General features: G+C 67.0%; 6 protein-coding genes. 3 read left to right on the top strand and 3 right to left on the bottom strand.

The window, feature by feature from the left end; genetic code table 11:
- Nucleotides 1–14: 14 nt before the first annotated feature.
- Nucleotides 15–953, bottom strand: a complete 939-nt coding sequence (locus tag RZ1_RS10890) for a hypothetical protein (RefSeq protein WP_072811680.1) — start codon at nt 951–953, stop codon at nt 15–17.
- Nucleotides 954–1,084: 131 nt separating this feature from the next.
- On the opposite strand from RZ1_RS10890, the gene RZ1_RS10895 reads away from it, so the two are divergent.
- From RZ1_RS10895 to RZ1_RS10905, 3 genes are read left to right on the top strand one after another with little or no spacing between them, the layout of a single operon-like run.
- Entirely contained in the window at nt 1,085–2,629 is a 1,545-nt protein-coding gene (locus RZ1_RS10895) for an AMP-binding protein (protein ID WP_072811751.1), read from the top strand.
- Entirely contained in the window at nt 2,626–4,011 is a 1,386-nt protein-coding gene (locus RZ1_RS10900; protein WP_072811682.1) for an FAD-binding oxidoreductase, read from the top strand. The genes RZ1_RS10895 and RZ1_RS10900 overlap by 4 nt, the downstream gene beginning before the upstream one ends.
- Nucleotides 4,012–4,055: 44 nt before the next feature.
- Nucleotides 4,056–4,619, top strand: a complete 564-nt coding sequence (locus tag RZ1_RS10905; RefSeq protein WP_238071757.1) for a hypothetical protein — start codon at nt 4,056–4,058, stop codon at nt 4,617–4,619.
- A gap of 12 nt (nt 4,620–4,631) precedes the next feature.
- Here the strand turns inward: RZ1_RS10905 and RZ1_RS30475 are convergent, their stop codons facing one another.
- Entirely contained in the window at nt 4,632–5,039 is a 408-nt protein-coding gene (locus RZ1_RS30475) for a helix-turn-helix transcriptional regulator (RefSeq protein ID WP_169917898.1), read from the bottom strand.
- 65 nt (nt 5,040–5,104) lie between these two features.
- Nucleotides 5,105–5,296: a hypothetical protein gene (locus RZ1_RS31830; protein WP_372481610.1), complete on the bottom strand. Its 192-nt coding sequence runs from the start codon at nt 5,294–5,296 to the stop codon at nt 5,105–5,107.
- Nucleotides 5,297–6,398: the final 1,102 nt, after the last annotated feature.

A 6,398-nucleotide genomic window follows, 5' to 3' on the forward strand; every position in this document is an offset into this window, starting at 1 on the left:
CGAGGGTAGCGGGTCTATCCGCGGCGGTCGCGGGTTCGGCGGTCGCGGCGGATCCGGATCGGTTCCGCCGGCTCGATGTGCTCGTTGCCGGGCAGCGGGGATTCACCGCGCCGGGCGCGCACCTCGGACACGGTTTCGACCCCGGCGAACTCGTCGGATCCCTGACGGGCCGGGGTTTCCTCGTAGAGCTCGAACCACGGGTATCCACGCATGGTGTATTCCTGTGCGGTAACGGGTTCGGTCGGCGGCTTCGCGCCGGTGAGTGCTTCCCACCGGTCGCTGTTGACCAGCTCGATCCGAACCGCCGAATGGTGGTCGAGGTCCCACGCATCGTGTTCCTCGACGGGCGTCGCGACGCCCTGCTCGATCGCCCCTCCGGCACCGAACCCCATCGACGACGACGGCTCGGGGGCGCCGAAGGCCCGCATCGGCCGCTGCGCGTCGAACTTCTTGCGCTCCTCCCAGATCGGTCCCCGGATCGGGTACGCAACGATCCGCACTCCGCCGATCGCGACCCCGCCGGCGAGTTGTTCCTCGACCGTGTATCCGGCACCGAGCGGTGCCGCCACGAACTGCCGGACCTTCCCCGCGGCGACGTGGAATCCGTCGAGCCACGGCTGTTCCGGCACCTCGAAGTAGTCCTCCCGTTCGAAATCCGGCGCCTCGGACCACTTTCCGCCGGTCACCGCGTCGACCTCGCCGACGCCGACCTTGACGAGGAACGGGTAGCGGCCGTCGAACTTGATCCAGCACGCCTCCGACTGCCACATCGGCAACACCACCATGTCGTCGACGACGCGCAGCGGGAATCGTCCCAGGCTCGGGGGCAGCGGATAGGTGGTGCCGTCGTCCGGGACACGTACCGTGCGGTGGAACGCCACGGACAGTTCGGCTTCGGCGTGAACCTCGGGGAACTCGAAGTACAGTCGGTCCTGATCGACACTGAGCGCCATTTCGTTCCTCCCGCTCCGGCCTGCCGTGTGTCGGCGAGCCTACGCGCGACCGTCATGCGCGGTGGGACTCTCGCGGCACCACGACTCCACTCGGGTGTGGCGCAGGCCACATCGTGTGGTAGACCATGGGCATGTACCCCGGGAATTTCGTATCCGTCAGCCCCGACAAGCCTGCCATCGTGCGGCCCGCGACCGGAGAGTCGCTGACCTACCGGCAGCTCGACGAGAACTCGCTGCGATTCGCGAAGTACCTCCGCAGCCTCGGTCTCGAACGGGGTGACCACATCGCGCTGATCTCGAACAACGACCTGCGGGTGATGGAGGTGTATTGGGCGGCCCTGCGGACCGGCCTCTACATCACCGTCGTGAACTGGCATCTGACCGCCGCCGAGGCCGCGTACGTCGTGAACGACTGTGGCGCGAAGGTGCTGATCGCCTCCGCCGGTGCCGCGGAGGCGATCGACCTCGCGCCGGACGCGTACCCGGGCGTGACCCACCGCGTCGTGTTCGGCAGCGAACTTCCCGGTTTCGACGACTACGCTCAGGCCCTCGACCGGTTCGACACCACACCGCTCGACGATCAGCCGCGCGGTCAGGACATGCTGTATTCGTCCGGGACCACCGGCCGGCCCAAGGGCATCGAGCCGAAGCTGCCCGAAGGACAGGTCCAGGACATCCCCGATACCTACACGGCCGTCTTCGCGCCGATGTACGGATTCGACGCCGACACCGTCTACCTGTGCCCGGCGCCGCTGTATCACGCTGCGCCGCTGCGTTTCTGCGGGACAATCCAGTCCGTCGGCGGCACCGTCATCCTCATGGACCGGTTCGACGCGGAGGAAGCGCTGGCCCTGATCGACCGGTACCGGGTGACCGCGAGCCAGTGGGTGCCGACGATGTTCGTGCGGATGCTGAAACTCCCCGAGGACGTTCGCGCGAAGTACGACGTGTCCAGCATGAAGGTCGCGATCCACGCTGCGGCCCCGTGCCCGCCGGAGATCAAGCGCGCGATGATCGAGTGGTGGGGCCCGGTCATCAACGAGTACTACGCGTCGACGGAGGGCTCCGGCGCCACGTTCATCGACTCCGCCCAGGCCCTCGCCCACCCCGGTTCGGTGGGTCGCGACGGTGCCATGGGGCGCGTGCGCATCTGCGACGACACGGGCGAGGAGCTGCCGATCGGCGCGACCGGCACCGTGTGGTGGGAACGCGACGAACGGCCGTTCGAGTACCACAACGATCCGCAGAAGACCGAGGAGGCAACGCATCCCGCTCATCCGACGTGGACGACGAGCGGCGACATCGGCTATCTCGACGAGGATCGGTTCTTGTACCTGACCGACCGCGCCGCGTTCACGATCATCTCCGGCGGCGTCAACATCTACCCGCAGGAATCGGAGAATGTGCTCACCCTGCATCCGAAGGTGTACGACGTCGCGGTGGTCGGCGTGCCGAACGACGAGATGGGCGAGGAGGTCAAGGCCGTGGTCCAGCTCGCCGACGGTGTCGAGCCGAGCCCGGAGGTCGAGCAGGAACTGCTCGACTACGTGCGGGAACGGGTCTCGCGGTTCAAGGCGCCGCGCAGCATCGACTTCTCGGACGATCTGCCCCGCACCCCCACCGGCAAACTCGTCAAGCACAAGTTGCGGGCCCGCTACCTGAGCCCGGCGCCGTGAGCGCGAGCGGCACGCAGGACACGGCCGACCTGGAGGTGCTGGCTCGACTCTTGCCGGAGGGGGCACTGCTCACCGACCCCGACATCCTTGCCGGGTACCGCCAGGACCGAGCCCTGGACCCGGATGCGTCCGTGCCGCTCGCGGTGGTGCGGGCCCGCACCACCGCGGACGTGTCCGCCACCCTGGCGTGGGCGAACGAGCACCGGGTTCCGGTCGTGCCGCGCGGGGCAGGCACGAGCCTGTCGGGCGGTGCCGGTGGCCTCGCCGCCGGGATCGTGCTGAGCACCGAGAAGATGCGCGGGATCACCGTCGATCCGGTGACCCGCACCGCCGTCGCCCAGCCGGGACTGCTCAACGCGGAGGTCAAGCAGGCCGCCGCGGAGCACGGACTGTGGTATCCGCCGGACCCGTCGTCGTTCGAGATCTGCACGATCGGCGGCAATGCCGCCACCAACGCGGGCGGATTGTGTTGCGTGAAGTACGGAGTCACCACGGACTACGTGCTCGGGTTGGAGGTGGTGCTCGCCGACGGCACGGTCGTGCGGCTCGGCGGGCCGCGCTTGAAGGACGTCGCCGGGCTGTCGCTGACGAAACTGTTCGTCGGGAGCGAGGGCACGCTCGGCGTCATCACCGAGGTGACCCTGCGGCTGCTGCCGCCGCAGCCACCGGCGTCGACGATGGTGGCGACGTTCTCGTCCGTGCAGGCCGCCGCGGATGCGGTCCTGGCGATCACCGGGAAGCTGCGCCCGGCGATGCTGGAGTTCATGGACCGCGCATCCATCAATGCCGTCGAGGATGCCCTGCACATGGGACTGGACCGCACGACCGAGGCGATGCTCATCGCACGGTCCGACGCCCCGGGCGCGGCCGCTGCCGAGGAGATCGCGTCGATGGTGCTGGCGTGCCGCGACGCCGGCGCCGGCGAGGTATTCGACACCGATGATCCCGAGGAAGGCGAAGCATTCACGGCGGCACGGAGAATGGCCATCCCTGCGGTCGAGCGCACCGGAAGCCTCCTCCTCGAGGACGTCGGGGTTCCGTTGCCGGCGCTACCGGCGCTGGTCGGGGGTATCGCGGAGATCGCCGAACGGAACGCGGTGACCGTCGCGGTGATCGCCCATGCCGGGGACGGGAACACACACCCGCTGATCGTGTTCGATCCGGCCGACGAGGAGATGACGGCCCGGGCGCATGCCGCGTTCGGTCAGATCATGGATCTGGCGATCGGTCTCGGCGGCACCATCACGGGCGAACACGGGGTGGGTCGGCTGAAGAAGGCGTGGCTGCCCGATCAGGTCGGACCGGATGTGATGGACCTCACGCGGCGAGTCAAGGCCGCGCTCGACCCGAACGCGATCCTCAATCCGGGCGTTCTGTTCTGACCTGGGATCGAGTACCGTGTCGTCGTGCACGAGGATCCCGACGAGTGACCGGACAGATGCGACCCGCCGCAGCCGACCTTCCGCTGCGCGACACCCGGTACCGGGAACTCGAGACGTACCCGGAGTTCGAGGCGGTCACCGAGTGGCTGCGCGACTACGTGCAGTCGTCGGTGCCGAACCCGAAGATGGGTGAACGCGAATACTGGGCCGTGGTGTGCCTGCCGTTCACCTCCGAGGCGGACACCACCCAGCGCCTGTGCAGCGTGCACGCGGGCACGTACGAAACGGCGTGCGTGTTCGTCGAGACGACCCCCGAGGGGCAGCGCCGGATCGGCGGGTTCGTCACCGTCGACACCGCCGTGCTCGAACGCGACGCCGGCACCGACGTCGGAGGTCTCGAGACCGGCTATCCCGGGTTGCGGTTCCGCACCCAGCCCGCGACGACGACCATCTGGTGGACGGCCGCGGCGGACAGCAGGGAACAGTTCGACGCGCTGCCGTGGCGGCCGGCGGCGCGACACCTCGTCACCGAGGTGATGCGCCAGGGCAAGTGCCTCGAAGCGTCCAACCACAGCGCGCAGCTCGCCAGGTTCGCTCAGGCGGACTGACTTCCGTCGGCCTCACACCGTCATGCGGTGACGCAGGCCCGGGGTCTGAGCGCGCAGATCCGAAGGACCGACGTCGAACGTGTTCCGCAGCGCGCGGCGCAGGTCTCCGGGGGCGCCGAATCCGCACAGCACGGCGATCTCCGCAACCGTCGTACGCCGATGCACGGGATTAGCGAGCAGTTCGGACGCATGTTCGGCGCGGACCTGGGTGATCGTTGAAGCCACCCCGGTGCCCTGCGCAGTGAAGGCGCGCTGAAGCGTGCGCAGCGACACCCCGAGTCGCTCGGCGAGCCAGGACGGGGTCAACGAGCGGTCGGCGTAGTTCTCTCGGATCAGGAACATGGCCTGCTCGACGACGCTGCCGCCCAGCTCTTCGGATGTCCCTCCGTATCCACGACCTTCGTGGTGCAGGCCGACCACGAGGTCGAACAGTGCGTCGACCGTGGCCTGCGGAATCGGCGACAGCCCGTCCTGGGCCCGTTCCTTCAGGATCCGGGACCCAGTGCGTCGAGGGCGTGGGTGGACAACGACGGACGGCGTGGACCGAACGTGACCGTTTCCCCGATCAGGTCGACGCCGCGCTCTCGAAGGACGACGCGGGGAATGCGGAAGAGCAGCAGATCGGATCCGTACAGGTCGTCGATCGAGTACCGGAACCATCCGACGTGCGCTGCCATGCATCCCGCTTCGACCTTCAGGATCCGGTCACCCATCGTGACGCGCCGGCTTCCGGATCTGATCAGCAGGAGATTGATCGTGCCTGAATCCTCCACTGTTCCCGCCGGGCACCGGTGTCGCGAAATGCGGATGCGGCCAACCGAAATAGCCCCGAGGTCTGCGGACTCCATCCGGAACTCGAAGGTGTCCGGGTCCGGTGTCCACAGGCGTTTCCGTCCGCCGCGCGACGAGATCGCTTCGAACCCTCTACTTCCCCGAAGCTCCACGCTGGTGTACATCCGGCAATTGCCCTCCTGTTCCACGGACAGAATACGAATTCCTGAATTCCTGCCGAACACCGGCTGTTGCGGAAGGGCAGGGTGCTCGCGAAACATTCACAACGAGACATCGAAATACCCCGATGAACCGATCGGCCGAATCCATGCAGTCCGCCGCAATTGTCGGCGAATGGAGCGGATTTGCCACTTGGATTTCGGGGAATGCAAAGAAGGGATACGAGCCCCTCGGCACGGGATTCGATTAAGGGTCGGTACCTCCTGCGCGCACGTTTCAGCGGTCTTTCTCCACCGACAGCGGAGACCCCCGTCGCGCAGCCGGATCCTTCAAGATCGCAATAGTACGGCGAGCCCCCAAACAGGGGCAGTTTTGTCGCATTTCGCTTCCGGTTGGCGCGCATCGAACCATCGGTTCCGTCGCTACCGACGTCCGGGAAATGCGCATATACAGGCAAGATGCACTCACGCCAGACGATTCCACCGACGACATCCGCTCTCGTGCGCCCATCTGCGCCCGAGATGTCGTGTCCCGCACGAACGACCCACACGACTACCGCCACAACCGGCGCCCATCCTCGTCGTAGACCCGAATAACGCATCGAGAATCGGCACCCGGAATGCACAGTTTGGGAAGTTCGACAATGTCTGGCCGAATATTCCGGCCGGTGTTACCGTTCGCTGCATGACCGGCATCGAAGAAACTCGCAGATTGCTGTTCCGCAATGTTCGAATTTTCGACGGGATCTCGGATCACCTGTCGAACGGCGACGTCCTCATCGAGGGAAACAGGATCACCGCCGTATCCGAGAATCCGATCGGTGAAGCA

The organism is Rhodococcus zopfii NBRC 100606 = JCM 9919 (assembly GCF_001895025.1).
Taxonomy (GTDB): Bacteria; Actinomycetota; Actinomycetes; order Mycobacteriales; family Mycobacteriaceae; genus Rhodococcus; species Rhodococcus zopfii.

Coding starts and splice junctions, on each gene's coding strand:
- RZ1_RS10890 (WP_072811680.1), bottom strand. CDS start 953: ATGGCGCTCAGTGTCGATCAGGACCGACTGTACTTCGAGTTCCCCGAG.
- RZ1_RS10895 (WP_072811751.1), top strand. CDS start 1,085: ATGTACCCCGGGAATTTCGTATCCGTCAGCCCCGACAAGCCTGCCATC.
- RZ1_RS31830 (WP_372481610.1), bottom strand. CDS start 5,296: ATGGCAGCGCACGTCGGATGGTTCCGGTACTCGATCGACGACCTGTAC.